This is a genomic window from Pediococcus inopinatus (assembly GCF_002982135.1).
Classification (GTDB): domain Bacteria; phylum Bacillota; class Bacilli; order Lactobacillales; family Lactobacillaceae; genus Pediococcus; species Pediococcus inopinatus.
Genome location: NZ_CP019981.1, coordinates 1,829,198 through 1,847,502, shown reverse-complemented (window position 1 = coordinate 1,847,502; position 18,305 = coordinate 1,829,198). Strand labels below are relative to the sequence as shown.

Annotated in this window: 19 protein-coding genes; 13 read left to right on the top strand and 6 right to left on the bottom strand. The window is 38.7% G+C overall.

Translation table 11 applies throughout. The features are described from left to right. Positions 1-2: 2 nt before the first annotated feature. Positions 3-1,421 (bottom strand): C69 family dipeptidase, encoded by a 1,419-nt coding sequence (locus PI20285_RS09205; protein ID WP_057773791.1) that lies wholly within the window; start codon positions 1,419-1,421, stop codon positions 3-5. A 252-nt stretch (positions 1,422-1,673) separates the two neighbouring features. Here PI20285_RS09205 and PI20285_RS11645 point away from each other — a divergent pair, with 252 nt between their 5' ends. Together PI20285_RS11645 and PI20285_RS09200 are read left to right on the top strand one after the other, a co-directional pair. After that, positions 1,674-1,811: a hypothetical protein gene (locus tag PI20285_RS11645; protein ID WP_156406522.1), complete on the top strand. Its 138-nt coding sequence runs from the start codon at positions 1,674-1,676 to the stop codon at positions 1,809-1,811. Between the two features lie 5 nt (positions 1,812-1,816). After that, positions 1,817-2,482 (top strand): endonuclease III domain-containing protein, encoded by a 666-nt coding sequence (locus PI20285_RS09200; protein WP_236698833.1) that lies wholly within the window; start codon positions 1,817-1,819, stop codon positions 2,480-2,482. Here the strand turns inward: PI20285_RS09200 and PI20285_RS11745 are convergent. Further along, positions 2,479-2,805: a hypothetical protein gene (locus PI20285_RS11745; RefSeq protein WP_082623282.1), complete on the bottom strand. Its 327-nt coding sequence runs from the start codon at positions 2,803-2,805 to the stop codon at positions 2,479-2,481. The genes PI20285_RS09200 and PI20285_RS11745 overlap by 4 nt on opposite strands. A 217-nt stretch (positions 2,806-3,022) precedes the next feature. On the opposite strand from PI20285_RS11745, the gene PI20285_RS11860 reads away from it, so the two are divergent. From PI20285_RS11860 to PI20285_RS09185, 3 genes are read left to right on the top strand one after another with little or no spacing between them, the layout of a single operon-like run. Next, on the top strand, positions 3,023-3,739 hold the full coding sequence (locus PI20285_RS11860; RefSeq protein ID WP_231908626.1) for an ABC transporter substrate-binding protein: 717 nt from the start codon (positions 3,023-3,025) through the stop codon (positions 3,737-3,739). A gap of 5 nt (positions 3,740-3,744) precedes the next feature. Then, positions 3,745-4,641, top strand: coding sequence for an ABC transporter substrate-binding protein (locus tag PI20285_RS11855; protein WP_245080686.1), 897 nt, complete (start codon positions 3,745-3,747; stop codon positions 4,639-4,641). Between the two features lie 19 nt (positions 4,642-4,660). Beyond that, positions 4,661-5,827, top strand: coding sequence for an ArgE/DapE family deacylase (locus PI20285_RS09185; protein WP_057773793.1), 1,167 nt, complete (start codon positions 4,661-4,663; stop codon positions 5,825-5,827). A gap of 58 nt (positions 5,828-5,885) precedes the next feature. On the opposite strand, the gene PI20285_RS09180 is transcribed toward PI20285_RS09185, so the two are convergent. Continuing rightward, entirely contained in the window at positions 5,886-6,548 is a 663-nt protein-coding gene (locus PI20285_RS09180) for a TetR/AcrR family transcriptional regulator (protein WP_057773796.1), read from the bottom strand. 155 nt (positions 6,549-6,703) lie between these two features. Between PI20285_RS09180 and PI20285_RS09175 the strand changes: the two genes are divergently transcribed. From PI20285_RS09175 to PI20285_RS09155, 5 genes are all read left to right on the top strand, one after another. Continuing rightward, positions 6,704-8,419, top strand: a complete 1,716-nt coding sequence (locus PI20285_RS09175) for an ABC transporter ATP-binding protein (protein ID WP_057773798.1) — start codon at positions 6,704-6,706, stop codon at positions 8,417-8,419. After that, positions 8,419-10,188 carry an ABC transporter ATP-binding protein gene (locus PI20285_RS09170; protein ID WP_057773799.1) on the top strand — a complete coding sequence of 590 codons (1,770 nt, stop codon included), beginning with the start codon at positions 8,419-8,421 and terminating at the stop codon, positions 10,186-10,188. The genes PI20285_RS09175 and PI20285_RS09170 overlap by 1 nt, the downstream gene beginning before the upstream one ends. A gap of 96 nt (positions 10,189-10,284) precedes the next feature. Further along, positions 10,285-11,583: a Y-family DNA polymerase gene (locus PI20285_RS09165; protein WP_057773801.1), complete on the top strand. Its 1,299-nt coding sequence runs from the start codon at positions 10,285-10,287 to the stop codon at positions 11,581-11,583. Beyond that, a complete protein-coding gene (locus PI20285_RS09160) occupies positions 11,576-11,893 on the top strand; it encodes a hypothetical protein (protein WP_082623283.1) in 318 nt (105 codons plus the stop codon). The genes PI20285_RS09165 and PI20285_RS09160 overlap by 8 nt, the downstream gene beginning before the upstream one ends. Positions 11,894-11,897: 4 nt before the next feature. Then, positions 11,898-12,314: a YolD-like family protein gene (locus PI20285_RS09155; RefSeq protein WP_057773805.1), complete on the top strand. Its 417-nt coding sequence runs from the start codon at positions 11,898-11,900 to the stop codon at positions 12,312-12,314. Between the two features lie 45 nt (positions 12,315-12,359). Here PI20285_RS09155 and rlmD read toward each other — a convergent pair whose 3' ends face one another. Both rlmD and PI20285_RS09145 read right to left on the bottom strand, forming a co-directional pair. After that, on the bottom strand, positions 12,360-13,802 hold the full coding sequence (gene rlmD, locus PI20285_RS09150; RefSeq protein WP_057773807.1) for a 23S rRNA (uracil(1939)-C(5))-methyltransferase RlmD: 1,443 nt from the start codon (positions 13,800-13,802) through the stop codon (positions 12,360-12,362). Between the two features lie 42 nt (positions 13,803-13,844). Beyond that, on the bottom strand, positions 13,845-14,312 hold the full coding sequence (locus tag PI20285_RS09145) for an 8-oxo-dGTP diphosphatase (protein ID WP_057773809.1): 468 nt from the start codon (positions 14,310-14,312) through the stop codon (positions 13,845-13,847). A gap of 143 nt (positions 14,313-14,455) precedes the next feature. Between PI20285_RS09145 and PI20285_RS09140 the strand changes: the two genes are divergently transcribed. From PI20285_RS09140 to PI20285_RS09130, 3 genes are all read left to right on the top strand, one after another. After that, on the top strand, positions 14,456-15,340 hold the full coding sequence (locus tag PI20285_RS09140; RefSeq protein ID WP_057773811.1) for an NAD(P)-dependent oxidoreductase: 885 nt from the start codon (positions 14,456-14,458) through the stop codon (positions 15,338-15,340). Between the two features lie 67 nt (positions 15,341-15,407). Then, positions 15,408-16,619, top strand: a complete 1,212-nt coding sequence (locus PI20285_RS09135; RefSeq protein WP_057773813.1) for a multidrug effflux MFS transporter — start codon at positions 15,408-15,410, stop codon at positions 16,617-16,619. Between the two features lie 82 nt (positions 16,620-16,701). Continuing rightward, positions 16,702-17,241, top strand: coding sequence for a MerR family transcriptional regulator (locus PI20285_RS09130; protein ID WP_057773815.1), 540 nt, complete (start codon positions 16,702-16,704; stop codon positions 17,239-17,241). 54 nt (positions 17,242-17,295) lie between these two features. Here the strand turns inward: PI20285_RS09130 and PI20285_RS09125 are convergent, their stop codons facing one another. After that, complete coding sequence (locus PI20285_RS09125) at positions 17,296-18,231, bottom strand: glycosyltransferase family 2 protein (protein WP_057773817.1); 936 nt, start codon at positions 18,229-18,231, stop codon at positions 17,296-17,298. Positions 18,232-18,305 lie beyond the last annotated feature (74 nt).

Genomic DNA, 18,305 nt, shown 5'->3' with positions numbered 1-18,305 from the left:
TCTTAAAGATTCTTGTCCATATTAAATGTTAATTTAGAAAGGGTTAAACCTTCAGTTAACAAGTGGTAGAACAAGGACATTGTGCGTTTCTTCATTGCGGCAACTGTTTCGTGGTTAGCATTTGTCAAGAATTCAGTGAGTTGGTCACCAGAATAATCAGCGGCTTTCTTGTCGATTTCAGCGACTAAGCCACGTAATTGTTCTTGAGAAGCGGTGATGTAGTCAGTATCTTCTTGGATGAACTTGCTGTAATGGCCTTCGACAACTGAAGAAAGGGCACGATACATCCAGTAAGCATCGTCCAAATTCATGGTTTCCGAAGTGTTGCTGTAACTTGGGTCCGTGTCCGTTGCGTTGTTGTAGAATGGCACGTAAGGGCAGAATGCTGGGACACCGAAGTTTAACCAGAAGATGGCAGAAAGTTCTTCAGGCACATTGTTGCGAATTTGCAAAACATGCGAGTTTTGAGTCCGGTTCATTGAAATTGGACGGAACTTCAAACGATCTTTGTCAGCAGCGTGACCAAATGGATCGTAAGGTGTTTCGTTGTAATGTGAGCTCAAAATGTAACCCACATCTTCAACAGAAATCTTATGCTCTGTATGGCAGATAAAAGGTAATTCAGGAGATTGAGGATCCTGCTCAATTTCTGGATTCAAGTAATGTTGACCAAACCAAACTCGTGGTGTGTTGTAGTGACGGTCTTTTTCATTTGAAGTACCAAAAATATGACGGAAGTTCCAGCCAGTTTTGTCAGGATTCAAATGATTTGTTTCAACGAAGTCTTGAATATTTTCTGACCACATAAAGTTGTCAGAGTCGTTGAAATCAATTTGTTGAATAGCAACTTGGTTAGCTGCAACAGCGTAAGCATCATCTGGAATGCGTTGAGCAACCCATTGATGGCCAGTGACAATTTCCATGTACCAAACATCATTTTTATCACTAAAAATTACACCATTACCTTCAGGCGAACCATATTTAGCAATTAGTTTACCTAAATATGCGACTCCTTCTTTGGCAGAGTCAATATATGGCAAAACCATGGTTGGCATGCTGTCTTCAGCCAAACCATCAACAACGAAAGGATCGTAAGCTAATGTTTTAGAGCTACCGTAAACACTTTCGGTTGCACTCATAGCGACATTTTTTTCGTTGAAGCCACTTTCGTCATAGATCCCATCTTTAGTAGGATTGATATTAGGAACGGCACTGTGTCGGTAGCCGTTACTTGGCAACTTGGCAGTGAAACCATTTTGTGATGACGTAATAGTTTCGTTAACATCTTTTTCTGCGGGATGCATATAGAAACGATGAGGTGCGACTGGCAAGAATGTATCATCATTACGGGCAATCATTGTTGACCCGTCAATAGAAGCATTTTTACCGACTAAAACAGTTGTACAAGCTTTTTCCATCAATGTAAAAACTCCCTTTATATATATTTGATATCCTCATTTTAACTCAAATCGAAAAAGACTTCATGAGTGACAAGTTAAAGAGCTGTGTGGAGACTATTGGCTTATATTAAAGCGGTACCAATAATATTAGATTTTGGCAAAGTATCGTAAATTCAGAAAAGCTTTTGAACATTTTTAATTGTGCAATTACTTTTAGTTGCTTTATACGTCACTTTATATGAAGATAAATACAGAAATGGAGTGATCAATAAAATGTTATTTTCACATTTAATATTAGGATATGGCGGTTTAACGCATATTCCGTTTCCACGAACGACGGCTAAAATTTTGGCACTTTTGATCATTGTCATTGGTGGCTATCTTTACAATTGGTGGCAAAATCGCAGATGAGGGCAATGGAAAAAATTACGTTAAAAGATTTATACACAATTATGAATACGCACATGGGGCCACAAGTTTGGCTCCAAGATGGGACAGATTGGGCCGAATCTCCCTGGGAAGTTATCTATGGGGCAATTTTGGTTCAAAATACTAATTGGAAAAATGTGGCGCCGAGCTTACTTAAACTAAAAGAGGCAACTAAGTTTGATCCAAAAAGGGTAGAAAATCTTCCTTTAGATGAGTTGACGAACTTGATTCGAACTAGTGGATTTTACACGCGTAAAACGCAGACTATTTATAATGTTTGTCACTGGCTAGAAAAATATCAATTTGAGCTTCCCAAAATAAAGGCGGAGTCACAAACAAAGTTACGTCATGAATTAATGAGCCTAAAGGGCATCGGTAATGAAACGGCCGACTACATTTTAATGTATGTGCTTGATAAACCTAGCTTCATGGTTGACGCATATTCTCGGCGCTTATTTGGTTGGCTTGGTTGCAAATTGCCGAGCCAATATGGGCAAGCTCAAAGCCTGATTGAGTCGCAATTAGATTTTGACTTGTCTGAGTGGCAAAATTTTCATGCATTAATTGTGAACTATGGAAAAGATGTAAAAAAAGCAGCCGATTTTAATTTGAGTTTTCTGGGACAATACGCCGGGCAACTTAAACTTACTTAGAAGTTAGTAGCTGATAAGGCGCCAGTAATCGACTTTTTAAAATGATCCTTGAGACTTCTGCGGGAGTTTCGGGATCTTTTTTTTTGTAGCCAATAATAAATGACATTAAGTAAACTTTGCAAAACAATTTCATGTGCATAATCATCTGGTAGTTCATCAGTTGAAATGCGGCTTACTGAGAATAGTTCTTTGTCTACTAAATCCTTAATTTTATCCAGCAGATCATATTTATCAACATAATGAATGTAAAAAGTCCCTCGCCCAATCTGAGCTTCACAGGTAATGTCAGTAATTCTAAAACAGGTTGCTGAGACACAAAGCAAACAGCAGCAAAAATGGCGGAGTAAGAAGATTAGTTTGCATAAATAACGGTATAAGGACGCTACAAATGATTAAAAATCATTTAAAACGTCCTTTTTATGTATAAATATTTAAAATCGAGTTGACTTCTGCTATACATGTGGTAATATACATCTATTGAATATTTATTCTAATAAAAACAAGGAATATGAATATTAATACTATAGGGAGTTTGAAAATATGAAAAAACAATTTTTAGCAATGGGAGCCATTTTATTTTCAGGAATTTTATTCGCAGGTTGTTCATCAAGTAGCGCAAGTAGTAGTCCGGAAACCATGAACGTAACCTTGGCTGGTAATCCTGCCACTGCCGATCCAAATAAAGGCGGCGATACCAATAGTGGTAGTCTCTTTGCCCAAACAGATGAAGGATTGTATAAACTAGATAAGAATCAAAAGGTGGTCGCTGGAGTTGCAACAAAAATTGTGAAGCCAACTAACAATGGCAAAACTTATACATTCAAGATTAAGAAAAATGCAAAGTGGTCAAACGGTAAGGCCATTACAGCTCAAGATTTTGCAACTTCTTTCCAACGCCAAGTTGATCCAAACACAAAATCACAAGTCGCTAATTTATTAACCTATGTGAAAAATTACCAGGCGGTTCAAGACGGAAAAGTGAAGCCATCTGCTTTAGGAGTCAAGGCGCTGAATAAAGATACATTACAGATGCAATTATCAAAACCAGAGCCTTATTTACAGACAGTTTTAGCCACATCTTTATACCCAGTTAATAGCGCATATGTTAAAAAATATGGTAGTAATTATGGTAGTTCTTCCAGTAAAGTGGTTTCCAGCGGTGCCTATAAGTTAGTCGGTTGGAACGGAACTAAGGATACTTGGACGTACAAGAAAAATCCTTATTATTGGAATGCTAAACAAGTTAAGTTAAGTTAAGTAAAATCAAAGTTCAAGTTGTTAAAGATGATACAACCGGGACGAATTTATTTAAAGGAAACAAAGTTCAAGAAACTGCCATTTCTGGTCAGACAGTGAGTCAGTTTGCTAATTCAAAAAATTTAAACACGCATCTTATTTCACGGATGGCTTTCTTGGAATTTAACTACAAGAAATCTGCCACCAGCAATGAAAATCTTTCTAAAGCAATTAGTTTACTTTTGGATCGAAAAACCATGACTTCCAAGGTTTTGGCAGACGGCTCTGTACCAGCACTAAACATGGTACCAAAGGGTGATTCAACAGATACAGCCAATGGTAAAGATTTTGCAGGTGAGGTCGGCAATCTTCTTTCGTACAACATAAAGGATGCCCAAAAAGATTGGAAATTAGCTCAAAAACAATTGGGTAAGAAAAAACTTACGTTAACGATGTTAGTTGATAACACGACTACTGATAAAAAAGTTGGCCAATACATTCAAGGTCAGGCTCATAAATATTTAAAGGGTCTCACAATTGACGTCAAGGCTATGCCACATGCCCAACACATTGGTGTTGCTTCTAATGGTGGTTATGACATTAACTTAGATGGTTGGACAGGTGATAATCAAGATCCCGAAGAATTCCTTCAATTAGGCAATGGTGAAGATCCAGTTAACTTCACAAAGTGGGGCGACAAACACTATACCAAGTTGATGAACGAAATTGATGATACAAATAATCATACAACTAGCGAACGGTGGGCATTGATGCAAGAAGCTGACAAGTATCTGATGGCCAAACAAGGTATTGTGCCACTTTACCAAAGTACCGCAAGTCACTTAGTTAGCAAAGATGTCCAAGGGCTGACTTACTCCAATCAAAGTGGGGATGCATTATATCAATATGCTTCAATCAAATAAATAAATCGAGGAAACTAATATGACAGATAATGAAAAAACTAGTATTTTACAGAATTTAATTCAGATCCCATCCGTAAACGATCACGAAGAAAAAGTGGCAGACTATATCATTTCTTTATTTGAACCTTATTCAGATAAAGTTCAAATAAAGAAAGTACCGTTTGCAGCTGGACGCACAAACTTAGTGATTACAATGGGCAATCCAGCTGGCAAACATCTTGGCTTTTCTGGTCACATGGATGTTGTTGATCCTGGAAACCTTGATCATTGGGAACATGATCCATTTTCTGGGGATGTAGATGCTGGCAAGTTATTTGGACGTGGCGCTTCTGATATGAAGAGTGGTTTAGCGGCGGCAATCATTATTATGCTGGATTTATTGGAAAGTGGAACTTCAATTGAAGGTCAAATTAAGTTATTAGCCACCGTAGGAGAAGAAACCGGTGAATATGGCGCGCATGTTTTGACTCAGCAGGGTTATGCTGATGATTTAGATGGGCTAATTATTACAGAGCCTCATATGGATGGCATCATCACTAGTTGTAAAGGCGTGATTGACTATCAAGTAACTTCAATTGGAAAGCCAGCTCACAGTTCCCGTCCGGATATGGGTGTGAATGCGATTGATAATTTAATGCAATTTTATCTAGCTGTTCAAAATTTAATGGGTCAGCATAACGAGGTCAATCCGACCTTGGGTAAGATGACCCATAGTATTGATATTATTGAAGGTGGCAAACAGGTAAATAGTGTTCCGGATTATGCGATGCTCAAAGGTAATATTCGTTCAATTCCTGAATATTCAAATGATCAAATTTTTGCAGACTTGCAACAAATTATCGATGAACTGAACGCAAATGATCCAAAAATGGATTTATCAATTAAGTTCATTTATCCGGAAGTGCCTATTCTTGATGGTGAAAACTCACTAACTAAATTGGCACAAGAAGTCAGTGGTAAGTACTTTGATGAAATTTTGCCTGTCGAAAGCTCTTCAGGAGCAAATGATGGTTCAGAGTTTGTTCAAGCTAAAAAAGATTTTCCAATTATTTTAGTTGGCCCGGGGAATGATTCTTCACATGGCTATGATGAATACGTAGATATTTCACAGTATCTAACGAGTATCACGTATTTGCAGGATGTTGCTAGTCAGTTTGTTGGTGTTTTGGTTTCTACTAATATTTAAAGGATATTCAAAAAAGGTTTAGAGACCTAATTGGTCTCTAAATCTTTTTGAATACAAACTATTCTGGTGATAGGTCTGCCATCAAGCCGTTTAATATGAGTTTAAGGCCACTCTCAAATTGGCGTTTTGGCGAATGAATATTTTGATTGTTGAGTGAATTTTGAATGTGTTCTAATTTCTCATCTGTGCTAACTTTTTTAACCTGTTGAAACTGCGTATGGGCATAGGAATCTTGTTTATTAGCAAGGCCAGATTGAAGTTGCTTTTCTTTTGAGAGATCAATGATTAGTCCGGCTAGGAAGAAATCAATGGTCGACATAGCTGAGAACGCTTGCGATTCACTAAAACCAGCCTTCACCAAGATTTCGATAATGTAATTAACTAAACTTAATCGAACTTTAGAGGTAGGAACTGTCTCGATCATTAATTCAGCGGAATGGGGATGGGCAGTGTAAACATCAAAAATGTTGTTAAAAACTTGTCTAAGTTGCTCTTGCCAATTTAACTTAGTATTCGGGAAAGCAATCTCAGCGGTTATTTCATCGGCCATAGCCTGCAGTAGCGCTTGTTTGTTGGCAAAATACCAATAAATGGTCGACGCATCAATATCAAGGGTAGTAGCGACCTTGCGCATTGAAAAGTGTTCTAATGACTGACAAGTACTTAGTGTTTTTAATGAGGCTTGGATAATATGAGAACGTGAAATTTTTGCTTTTGGCATTGAATTAACTTCCTTGAAATTAGTTTAATAAACACTTATTTTAAGCGCCTTAAATTTTTAAAAAATTCAGAATACTTTTAATTGACTTATCCAACACTGTTGGATAAACTGAAACAACTAAATAATATCATGAATATTCAAGCGGGGAAAATCATTTGGACATTTTAAAAATACATGCACGAAAATATCGGGGAGATATTTTGTTGGCGTTATTGACCGTAGTGGTGATGGCAGCGGCGACACTTTGGCAACCAAAATTACTTCAAGAAGTAATTAATGCCATTTTAAAGAATCAAAATAGTAAAATCACAACATTGGGGATTTATTTAATTGGGATTGCAGTAATTGGGCTGTTAGCCGGTGTTTTCAACACAATTTTATCTGCTAAAGTGGCTCAATCAATGAGTGCTGATATTCGGGAAACTATTTTTCGAAAAATTGAAACTTTTTCTTTTGGAAATATTGAAAAATTTCAGGCTGGAAATTTAGTTGTTCGATTAACAAATGATGTGACGCAGGTCCAAAATTTAATTATGACAACTTTGCAATCACTTTTACGGGTGCCCATTCTTTTTATTGGGGCCTTTGTTTTAGCAATTCATACGATCCCCCAACTGTGGTGGATCATCTTATTACTCGTCGTTTTGGTCGTTGCAATTTCTGCGGCAACGTTTGGCCAAATGGGGCGCCATTTTGGACTTATGCAGGGTCTAATTGATCGGGTAAATGAGCTAGCAAAAGAAAATTTAATTGGTGTGCGCGTTGTGAAATCATTTAATCAAGAAGAAAACGAAAAGCAACGTTTTAATGAAGTTTCAGATAAGTTAAATGAACAAAATATTTTCGTTGGAACTTTGTTTTCGGTACTGATTCCAGCCTTTACATTAGTTGGAAATTTAGCGGTCGTAGCAGCAATTTACTTTGTGGGCGACTTGGCTAAGAGCGATCCCGGAAGTGTTGCTGCAGTTGCTTCGTTTGTAAACTATCTTATGCAAGTTATGTTCGCCATCATTATTGGTGGGATGATGATGACATTTAGTGCACGGGCGATGGTTTCTTTGCAACGAATTCGTGAAATCCTAAATACAGAGCCAGATATTACCTATCCTGATGTACCGGAACAGGAATTAATGGGCGCCGTCTCGTTTAAAAATGTGTCATTTGCCTATGATAACGATGAGACTCCCACTTTAAAAGATATTAATTTTGAAGTTCAACCTGGTGAAATGATTGGAATTGTTGGGGCTACTGGATCCGGAAAATCAACTTTGGCTCAAATGATTCCTCGGCTATTTGATCCACAAGAAGGAACTATCAAAGTTGGTGGCGTTGATTTGAAGCAGGTGAATGAACGTGCTCTACGAAAGGCTGTCGCGTTTGTGTTGCAGCGGGCAATTCTTTTTTCTGGAACGATTGGTGATAACTTAAAACAAGGGAAAAATGATGCTTCCGAACAGGATATGGATCGAGCTAGTCGCATTGCACAAGCTGCCGAGTTTATTGATCGGTTACCGGAACGGTATGATGCGTTAGTAGAGGAGCGATCAGCCAATTTTTCAGGTGGACAAAAACAACGTTTATCAATTACACGTGGGGTGATTGGCCAGCCTAAAATTTTGATTATGGACGATTCTACTTCGGCTTTGGATGCCCAATCAGAAAAGCTGGTACAAGAGGCGTTAAACCATGAACTAAAAGGAACTACCACGTTTATTATTGCTGAGAAAATTGCTTCTGTTATTCAAGCAGATCGAATTTTTGTAATGAATGATGGCCAACTTGTTGGTGAGGGTACCCACGAGAATTTAGTTAAGCATAATCGTATTTATCAAGAAATATATGCAACTCAAAAAGGAAAGGAGGCAATCTAATGACTGAAATGGGTAAATCAATCAAGTTCTTTTATCATTACATGAAACGCTATAAGCTTGGATTTACGGTCACAATTTTGGCGATTATTGCCTCTACCTATTTTCAAGTGACTGCACCTGTCTATATGGGAAAAGCCATTACAGAACTGGCAAACTATGTGATTGGGTTAACGCATGGCGTGAGTGATAAAGGTTCTTTTATGCAGTCGATTTGGTTGTTATTACTATTTTATGTTTTAACAACGGTCGGAATGTTTATTTCTAACATTGTGGTCACATATATCTCGGGAAATTCAACGAATCGGATGCGACGTGGGTTATTTGGTAAATTGCAAAAAATGACCATTAAATTTTTCGATTCTCATCAAGATGGTGATATTTTAAGCCGGTTTACCAGTGACTTAGATAATATTTCCAATGCCTTAAATCAGGCATTAGGGGAAATCATGATAAATGTCGCCATGATGATTGGGATTATTATCATGATGTTCCATGAAAATGTTTCTTTAGCGTGGGTGACGATTGCTTCTACTCCCGTGGCTGTCATTATCGCAGTGATTCTAATTGCGAAAACGCGAAAATATGTAGATATGCAGCAAGACGAAGTTGGAAAACTGAATGGGTATATTAACGAACAAATTAGTGGTCAGAAAATTGTGATTAGTAATGGCTTACAAGACGAAGCTGTTAAAGGGTTTCTTCCGCACAACGAAAAAGTTCGTAAGGCGACGTTTAAAGGCCAAGTCTATTCAGGGATGCTTTTTCCAGTGATGAATGGATTATCGCTGGTAAATACAGCAATTGTGATCTTCTTTGGGGGCTGGATGGCGCTAAACGGCGATATGGCGCGTACAACAGCGCTAGGATTAGTGGTTGTTTTCGTGCAGTATTCACAACAATTTTATCAACCGATTTCTCAAATTTCTTCACTTTACAGTATGTTTCAAGTGGCCATTACTGGGGCAAGACGACTCAACGAAACCTTTGAAGAACCTGACGAGATTAATCCTAAAAACGGCAAACAACTTACCGATTTACAGCAAGGCGTGGAACTAAAGCATGTCCATTTTGGTTACAATGAAGGTAAAGAAATTTTGCATGATGTGTCAATGAACGTTGAAAAGGGGCACATGGTTGCGCTAGTCGGACCAACTGGATCTGGCAAAACAACGATCATGAATCTGTTGAATCGTTTTTACGACGTTAATGCGGGGTCTGTAACGTTTGATGGAACAGATGTCCGGGATATTGAATTAAAGAGTTTACGAGATCATGTGGGAATTGTGCTACAAGAAAGTGTGATTTTTTCGGGATCCATTCGGGATAATATTAGTTTTGGAAAACCTGATGCTACCGACGAAGAAATTTATGAAGCCGCTAAACAAGCTGATATTCACGAATTCATTCTGAATTTAGATAAAGGATATGATACCCAGGTTTCGGATGAAAATTCTGTTTTCTCTACTGGTCAAAAGCAGCTGGTAAGCATTGCCAGAACAATTCTGACCAATCCAACGCTACTAATTCTTGATGAGGCTACTTCAAATGTTGATACCGTAACCGAAGCTAAAATTCAAAAAGCGATGGACAATGTTATTCAAGGCAGAACCAGTTTTGTAATTGCACACCGTTTAAAAACAATTCTAAATGCTAATAAAATTGTGGTTTTAAAAGACGGAAAAGTTATTGAGCAAGGAAGCCATGATCAGTTGCTGGAAGAAAAAGGGTTTTACTCGGAACTTTATCACAATCAGTTCGTGTTTGAATAGATAGACCTCAGAACGTCACTGAAAAATTAATCAGTGACGTTTTTTTGTTGACTTTTAAGAACGTATGTTCGTATAATGTAACAAGAGGTGAGGGCGATGAATTATGATCGAGAACCGCATGGAGTGTTTTTCATGATTGATAATAAATCATTTTATGCCAGTGTTGAATCCGTCACACGCGATAAGGATCCTTTGGAGTCGGTTTTAGTTGTGATGTCAGAGGCGGATAACACGAATGGGGGCCTTATTTTGGCGTCCTCACCGCGGGCAAAAGAAATCTTTGGAATTACTAACGTCTCTCGTTGTCGAGATCTGCCTGATGATAAACGTTTAACGGTGGTCCCACCACGAATGAATCTGTACATAAAAAAGAATTTAGCGATTAACAAAATCTTTTTACAATTTGTAGCAGACGAGGATTGTTATCCGTATTCAATTGATGAATCGATTTTAGATATGTCGAAATCTTGGCGTTTGTTTGGCCGAACCCCGTTAGAAGTTGCTAAACGAATTCAGACAACTGTTCACGAAAAATTAGGATTGTGGACAACGGTTGGAATTGGTGAGAATCCAGTGCAGGCAAAGCTAGCATTGGATTTAATGGCTAAACATGACAAGGAGCTTATGGGAACTTTAACTTATGAATCGTTTCCAGAAAAAATTTGGCCAATTACAGATTTGAAGTCTGTTTGGAGTATTGGACGACGAACAGCAGCTCATTTAGTGAGGATAGGGATTCATAGCATGGATGATTTGGCCCATTCAAATCCGTATCAACTAAAGGCGGAGTTTGGCATTATCGGTACCCAATTATTAGCTTTAGCGTGGGGGGTTGATCGAAGTCAATTATCAGATTTGATCAAACCAAATGATAAAAGTTGGGGAAACTCACAAGTTTTAGCTAGAGATTACTTGGTGCAGCGAGAAATTGAAACGGTTATTAAAGAAATTGGTAATCAGGTTGCTTCACGCATGCGACATCATCGCCAGCAGGCTGGCTGTGTAAGCTTAATGATTGGCTTTTCCTATGCGAGTGCAGAGGCTAATCATAAAGGCGGATTTGCCCATTCAATGCGAATTGAGGCCACAGAGAGTTCGGATCAGATCAATCAATATTTAATTTATCTATTTCGAAAAACATGGGATGGAGAAGGGATTCGTAACATTGCAGTTTCACTTTCCCGGTTGTCAGCAAACGATGGCCTGCAATTAAATTTGTTTATGAATCCCCATAAACAAATTAAACAAGATTTGATGACACGTGTACTAGACAAGGTGCATGATCAATTTGGAACGACAGCTTTAGTGCCAGCTAGCAGTTTGTTACATGGTGCAACGATGCTAGAACGAGCATCCTTAGTGGGTGGACATAATGGAGGGAATAGTTTTGATTGAAACCAGCGAACAAGCAACCAAATTAATTTTAGAACGCCTACAAAAGGATTTTTTGCGAAAATCGCGTACAATTTATCAGATGTTAATTGTGCGTGACCGATTCAGCCAGACATTTAATTTTTTTCTTGAAATTAAGCCAAAAAATCATCGCGAAAAATCGATTCCCTTACACACGATTGAAAATTATGATTTATCGTACCTAGAGCAGATTATTCGCGATCTGCAAAAACAAACGCAAATTACAATGCAATTTAGAGGCTTTCAAGAATTAGTGTGGCCAGAAAGTCAAAACCGAATTTCAAAGGGATGATTTCATGATTATTAAAAGGGTTGATGAATCAGTTACAGAACAATTTTTTAAAAACGATTATCATGATCGGGGTATGCTGAAGTGGGGTGGATTTTTTCTATCAGACCATACAAGTGCCATTAAAAAAATGAAAAAGGCTGAAATTCCAGAAAAACAATTACCAGAGCAACCGCTTGAAGAGATTAGTCGCCGATTACAACAAGCCTGGATTCATAAGCATTTAGTGCATATCCAGTTAAAATTTCGTACAAATGGAGAGCGAGTTGAGTCGCTGACAGGAATGGTTAGCGGGTATTATGAAGACGAGATAGTTTTAGCTGATTCTGAAGGTGAGCTAAAATCTGTAAGTCTTGAAGATATTTGTAATGTGCACGAACAAAGCGATTCGATCGATTGGAAAAAATTGAATTTAAATGCATAAAAAAATCCCTATCCTATTTCAAATTAGGATGAGGACTGTTGGTTATTATGAACGACGGGTGAACTTCACAACGGCTTCACAACGTGCTGTTTGAGGGAACATATCAATTGATTGAATGTAATCAATAATGTAGTCGGTTGTTAATTGCGTTAAGTCACGTGCCAATGTAGATGGGTTACATGAAATGTACACAAAACGTTCTGGTTTGGCGTGAATGATGGTTTCAAGGAGCTTATCATCCAAACCTGTTCGTGGTGGATCAACGATGAGGGCATCCGGATGAAAGCCAGCTGCCATCCATTGCGAAACAAGATCTTCGGCACGACCAACCTCATACGTAGCATTGGTGATCCCGTTTAGTTTTGCATTTTCATTGGCATCTTCGACTGATTCGGGAATGATATCCATCCCCCGAACTTCTTTAACTTGATCAGCCAGAGAAAGACCGATTGTGCCGACTCCAGAATAAGCATCTACTAAGTTATCGGTAGGAGATAATTCTAACGCCTTGCGAGCTTCTGCATATAGTTTAGAAGTTTGAGAAGAGTTCAATTGATAAAAGGCACGCGCTGATAAATTGAAGGTCAATCCGTCTAATTTATCTTGGATAAATGTTTTACCAGCCAAGCAGGCTGTATCATCTCCCCAAACAAGGGACGTTTTACCTTTGTTGACATTTTGCATATAAGAAACGATTTCAGGGAAATCTTTTTGAAGTTCAGCAATCATTTCTCGTTTGTGAGGGAGCTTTGTAGAATTAGTAATGAAAACTAACTGAGCTTCATTAGTTGTAGCAGCCACCCGAACAACAATGGTTTTAACAATGCCTGAGCCGTGTTCTTCATCATAGATCGGAACGTCAAGCTCATCTAATAACGCAACCACCCGACGCATGATTTTCATTGTGAGAGGATGCTGAACACTACATGTAGGTAAGTCAACAAGGTCATGACTGCCTTCTTTATAGAGGCCGGCAGCAACCTTGCCGTCCAATTTACGAACTTGAAATTGAGCCTTATTGCGATATTCATAAGGATTATCCATACCAATAGTTGGTAACAGTTTATAGTATTGATGGCCGGCAGGACGATATTTTTCAAGCGCTTGACGAACAATATCCCGCTTGAACTCAAGTTGAGCGGGGTAGGCAAGGTGTTCTAGTTCAAAGCCGCCCACTTTACCTGCGTACGTATCACGTGGTTCAACCCGATCCTCACTTTTTTCGCGAATGGCATGCAATTCAGCAGTCATATACCGAGGATGGATGGCAGTTACGGTTGCTGTGACAACTTCATCAGGTAAGGCTCCTTTAACGAAACAGATGGTATGCTTGAAGTAACCGATGCCTTCCCCATTGATACCAAGGCGTTTGATGGTCAACGGGATTCGTTGTCCAATTTCAATTGTATCTTGAACGGATCCTTGAGATTGGGGGGATTTATGATAGTCTTTTTTAAATTGTGGCTTGTAATTCTTATTATCGTTCATTAGAGTTCCTTTCTAGATTAGTGTGAACGGATTATATTTAATCTATTCAACACGTTTGACTGACTGCCCATTATAGTCTTGATAGTATAATTCGGAAACATCATAGCTTTTAAAGATTTGTAGAATATCGAAGAAATCATCAACTGCCTGGGTTTGTTTAACTTGATAGGGGTCTTCCCAAAAAACATCACCCTCTGAAGAAGACTGCGGAGTTCCTTTAAATTGATTGGTCCTAAACAAAAATACGATATAACGAACATGAGCATCATACATAAACTGTTTAATGCCAATTAATTGAGGATTTTGAATTTCAAGATGGGTTTCTTCATAAACCTCACGAATAGCAGATTCTACGAATGATTCGCCAACATTAACATGCCCACCAGGGAAGGTGATACCAGCCCAGTTTTTATTACGTCGGTCTTCAAGCAGGACCTTTTTTGTGGTCGGGTCCTCAACCATCACAAGATTAGTTAAAATTGTTTTTTCTGGCAAATGTAATTGTGACATAGGCAACTCTCCCTTTAAGCAATGATCTTATAGTCTATCATACCAGAAATTAAGGTTAAGAATTTATTTTTACTAAGTCATTCCAATGTCATTTTTGGAAAAAGTGCGTATGATAATGGTGTAAAGATTGGGAGATGAACTAATTGAAAAAAATTGGATTTATTGGAACTGGTGTGATGGGCACTGGGATTATTAAAAATATGCTGAAGGCTGGCTATTCAGTGACAGTGTTTAATCGAACAAAAGTGCATGCAGATTCGGTTATTGAAGCTGGTGCTAACTGGGCAGAGTCCCCTCAAAATGTAACTGAAGTCAGCGATATCGTATTTACGATGGTCGGGTTCCCGCCTGATGTTGAAGAAGTCTACTTTGGTGAAAACGGGATTTTTGCCGGGGTTAAACCCGGAAAAATTGTGGTTGATATGACGACTAGCACACCAACTTTAGCTAAAAGAATTAGTGAGCGCGGAGCAGAAAAGAAGATTCTAGTTTTAGATGCGCCAGTTTCGGGTGGTGATATTGGTGCCGAAAAAGGGACACTCACCATTATGGTTGGTGGAAACAAAGACGCTTATGACAGTTTACAACCAATTTTTGATATTATTGGGCAACAAGCAAATTATTTTGGCGAAGCAGGTGCTGGGCAAAATGCAAAGATGGCCAATCAAATCATGATTGCCGGGACTATGACAGGGATGAGCGAGATGCTAGTTTACGCTAATGCTGCTGGATTGGATTTGCCAAAAGTTCTTCAAACCCTTGAAAGCGGTGGGGCTGATAATTGGAGTATGGAAAACTATGCACCAAGAATACTCAAGAATGATTATACGCCAGGATTTTTTGCTAAACATTTCTTGAAGGATTTACGAATTGCTTTAAACGAAGCTGATCGCATGCACATCAGTCTTCCTGCAACAGATGCAGCGCGGAACTTATATGCCCGTTTGGTGGATGAGAAACATCTGGGTAATGATGGCACCCAGGTACTGGTAAAACTTTGGTGGGAAACCGGAAAGCTACCAAATTAATTTGGTTTTTGAAGTTAAATTAGGTACACTAAGTTCTGAAGCTAAATTCAGAACAGGGGTCCTATAAATGAGTATTCATAAAATCTCAAAGAGTCGGAAGCTTTGGTTAACCTTTTTCCTTGGATTGATCAGCGCAACCGGCCCTTTATCGTTAGATATGTATTTACCAGCTTTACCAACTATGCAAACAACATTTCACACAAGTACTTCAGTAATTCAAATGAGCATTACTTTTTGTTTAGTTGGATTGGCAGTAGGACAGTTAATTGTGGGTCCACTCAGTGACAAATTTGGTCGGCGGGTACCGCTTGCCATTGGGTTTGCAGTGTTTGCTTTAACTTCAGTCCTGATCATGCTTGTCCATTCTATTACCCTTTTTCTTATCCTTCGTTTCATTCAAGGATTAGCAGGATCAGCTGGTCAGGTGCTTTCACGTGCCGTCGCTCGCGATTTATTCTCTGGTAAAGAGCTAACTAAATTCTTCGCCTTGCTAATGGGTGTGAATGGTATATTTCCAATTATTTCTCCCATCATTGGTGGCTTCTTACTGAACTTCATGAGTTGGCGTGGAATTTTTGGGCTATTAACTGTTATTGGGATCTTGGTAGTACTGGGAATTTGGTTGACACTAACAGAGACATTACCGTTAAACTTACGAAGCACACAAAGCATCTTTCAAGGATTTAAATCTTTGGGGGTCATGTTTACCAAACGTGATTTTGTTTTGATTGCGTTAATTCAAGGACTGGTATTTGGGTCCTTATTCAGCTACATTTCAGCATCTTCATTTGTTTTTCAAAACTTTTTCCATTTAACAGCTCAACAATTTAGTTTGTTATATGCTTTGAACGGGTTAGGTATCATCATTGGTAACAATATTCCCGCATATCTCACCGAGAAGTTAACGAGTTGGCAGATTTTAAAAGCAACCTTGCTTCTAGGATCATTGTCAGGTGTGGTTATGGTTGGTAGTCTCTTTTTGACACCTAATATTTTGTTGGTGGCAGTTCCACTCTTTATTGTGGTTGTTTGCATCGGGGTTGTTAACACGATTGCTACTTCTCTTGCGATGAGTAGTCAGAGTACAAATACGGGGAGTGCCTCAGCAGTCTTAGGTCTTTTAATGAATATTGTTGGTGGGATATTTACACCTTTAGCGGGTGCGCTGGGCAACCAAAGCTACGCACCAATGGCAATTCTGATCTTGATTAGTGAATTAGGTGCACTCGGATTATTTGTAAATTTAATGAAACTAGAAAAAAAGAAACAAATCCTGTGAGATTAGGGTTTGCCGAACTTAATTTTAACTTCAAATTTTGAACTAATTGTAGTACAATTAAGTTAAAAGCGGGGTGGACAATATGGCAAAAGATATAAAAGCAGATGAATACATAACAGGCTCCGAGGTTGTTCATAAAGTAGAGCGGATCGGTAGTTTGGCAACTTTGGGTAACTGGGCTAAAGAAATGGAACGAATGGGTCATAAGTTCCAACATGATGGTCGTGGACGGCGGATTTATTCCGAGGATGATATGAAGCTTCTCCAACAAATGAATGATTTGTTGGGAGACCGACATACCTTGAAACAGGCTGTTGATGTAACTTTGGGACTTACAGATAAAGAAGCAGCTGAAAGAAGCAAAAAGGCCGACGAAACACCAGCTGTGGTTGATACTAAAATGTTTGAAGCACAGAATAAGGATCTATCTGAGATCAAAGAAATGTTAGCTCAGGTAGTTAAACAAAACCAACAGTATCACGAAGAAAATGTAAAATTACAAACGCAAATTTCTGAACTCACAGAGGTAACTAAAAAAAGTGCTCAGCTATTACAGGAACCACCTAAGAAAAAATCTTGGTGGCAGCGGCATTTTGGTTCCGATGAAACGGATGAAGCCTAATAAATAAAGCATTTGAACTAAGCCTTTCGGCCGAATTCAAATGCTTTTTTGCACCTATTTTTTTTCGTTAATAATATAGATGGGACGGTGTTTGCTTTCTGAATAAATACGACCGACATAATTGCCAAGAATACCTAAGCAGAAAAGCTGAATTCCACCGATGAAAAGGATGATTGCAGCCAAAGATGGCCATCCAGCTGTTGTATCGCCAAAGAAAATAGTGCGAAAAATGATAAAAATAACAGCGATAACGGATATGACACAAGCCAAGATTCCCACAAAACTGGCAATTGCTAAAGGAGCCGCAGAGAAATCGATGATGGCTTCCAGGGAGTATTCAAAAAGCTGCCAAAGTGACCAAGAAGTATTTCCCGCCACACGCTCGCGATTTTCAAAGTCTAGATATTTTGTTTTGAATCCAACCCAGCTAAAAATTCCTTTAGAAAAACGATTGATTTCAGGCATATCTAAAACAGCCTCAACCACCTTACGATTCATAACCCGATAGTCACGAGCATTGGGAATAATTTCAACTTTAGAAATTTTGTTAATTAATTTATAGAACAGGTTTGAAAGAAAAGACCGAAATGCTGGTTCACCTTCACGACCGACACGACGGGTGCCAATGGTGTCGTATTCACCAGTGCGAAGTTCACGAAGCATTTTGGGGAGTAATTCAGGAGGATCCTGTAAATCAACATCCATTAAACCGACAATTTCGCCAGTGGCGGCTTGTAGGCCAGCCAAAATGGCAGACTCTTTTCCAAAATTTCGTGAAAACGAAATATAATGGGCCGTTTCAGGGTGTTGAGTGTTAAGTTTTTTAAGTTCAGTTAAGGTGGCATCTGAGGAACCATCGTCAATTAGCCAAAGCTCCAGTGAATAGTCTCGCATTTGAGGATCTTCGAATACCTTTGTGATAGCGTCAAAATAAATTGGCACGGATTCTTGTTCGTTAAAACATGGCACGATCATTGATACAGTTTGCATTAGTTAAACTCCTCCTACTCTGTTTTAAATTATAACATTTACCTTTGCGGCAAGTACAAAAATTTAATAATTAG

Coding starts and splice junctions, on each gene's coding strand:
- PI20285_RS09135 (WP_057773813.1), top strand. CDS start 15,408: ATGAGTATTCATAAAATCTCAAAGAGTCGGAAGCTTTGGTTAACCTTT.
- PI20285_RS09170 (WP_057773799.1), top strand. CDS start 8,419: ATGACTGAAATGGGTAAATCAATCAAGTTCTTTTATCATTACATGAAA.
- PI20285_RS09185 (WP_057773793.1), top strand. CDS start 4,661: ATGACAGATAATGAAAAAACTAGTATTTTACAGAATTTAATTCAGATC.
- rlmD (WP_057773807.1), bottom strand. CDS start 13,802: ATGAACGATAATAAGAATTACAAGCCACAATTTAAAAAAGACTATCAT.
- PI20285_RS11860 (WP_231908626.1), top strand. CDS start 3,023: ATGAAAAAACAATTTTTAGCAATGGGAGCCATTTTATTTTCAGGAATT.
- PI20285_RS09180 (WP_057773796.1), bottom strand. CDS start 6,548: ATGCCAAAAGCAAAAATTTCACGTTCTCATATTATCCAAGCCTCATTA.
- PI20285_RS09125 (WP_057773817.1), bottom strand. CDS start 18,231: ATGCAAACTGTATCAATGATCGTGCCATGTTTTAACGAACAAGAATCC.
- PI20285_RS09165 (WP_057773801.1), top strand. CDS start 10,285: ATGAATTATGATCGAGAACCGCATGGAGTGTTTTTCATGATTGATAAT.
- PI20285_RS11645 (WP_156406522.1), top strand. CDS start 1,674: ATGTTATTTTCACATTTAATATTAGGATATGGCGGTTTAACGCATATT.
- PI20285_RS09130 (WP_057773815.1), top strand. CDS start 16,702: ATGGCAAAAGATATAAAAGCAGATGAATACATAACAGGCTCCGAGGTT.
- PI20285_RS09155 (WP_057773805.1), top strand. CDS start 11,898: ATGATTATTAAAAGGGTTGATGAATCAGTTACAGAACAATTTTTTAAA.
- PI20285_RS09145 (WP_057773809.1), bottom strand. CDS start 14,312: ATGTCACAATTACATTTGCCAGAAAAAACAATTTTAACTAATCTTGTG.
- PI20285_RS09200 (WP_236698833.1), top strand. CDS start 1,817: ATGGAAAAAATTACGTTAAAAGATTTATACACAATTATGAATACGCAC.